This window comes from Arhodomonas sp. KWT (genome assembly GCF_010993615.1).
The window spans coordinates 1-677 of record NZ_WNXE01000912.1 but is presented as its reverse complement, the minus strand read 5'-3'; the positions used below and the strand labels follow the sequence as shown (position 1 = coordinate 677).

General features: G+C 76.8%; 1 protein-coding gene. It reads right to left on the bottom strand.

What is annotated here, in order from left to right:
• A partial coding sequence (locus G7A99_RS23245; protein WP_205600031.1) for a hypothetical protein occupies positions 1 to 677 on the bottom strand: 677 nt, incomplete at both ends.

Here is a 677-nt window from a genome sequence, read left to right as displayed (position 1 = left end):
GCCGCCGGTGCGCCGCACCGGCGAAGGTAGGCGCCGGCGCCGCCGGTTACCAGCCCGGCGAGCCCGAGCACGGCGAGCCAGGCGCCCGGGATGTCCAGTGGCAGCCGCGGCGGCGGCTGCTGTACCGCCACCGACCAGACCTGTCCCGGCACCGGAGCGCTGGCATTCGGTCCGTCGACCCTGCCGCTTTGTACGAGCACGGTATCGCCGTGACGGATCGCGGCGGCGGCCTTGCCGGGGGAGGCCCAGTCCAGGAGCCGTGACACGGGCAGGGTCACCAGCCACGCCCCCGCGTCGTTGCCGGCGGCCGCGACGAGATTGAGCTGTGCCCGTGCCGAGCCGGGCAGATGGACCTCCACGCTCGACCTGCCGGTACGCAGGCAGCGCGCCACCTGCTCCGCCAGGGCATAGCCCACCGGTGGCTCCGCACGGGGTGCCGGGGCCAGGCCGGCGGGGGGGATGTGCCGGATGCGCTGCGCGGCGGGGAACGCATTCCGCAGCGCGGTCCCGTCGCCGGCGTCCTCCACACGCTCGAGGGCGGTGGTGACGCGGTTGCCGAGCCGGGTCGCGGCGTCCGCGGCGATCCGCCCGGCCTCGTCTTTCGCCCGGGCCTGCGCGTCCGGGCGCAGCAGCGCCGGCAGCAGGGCCAGCAGGGCGACGAGCGCGAGCACGAGGGC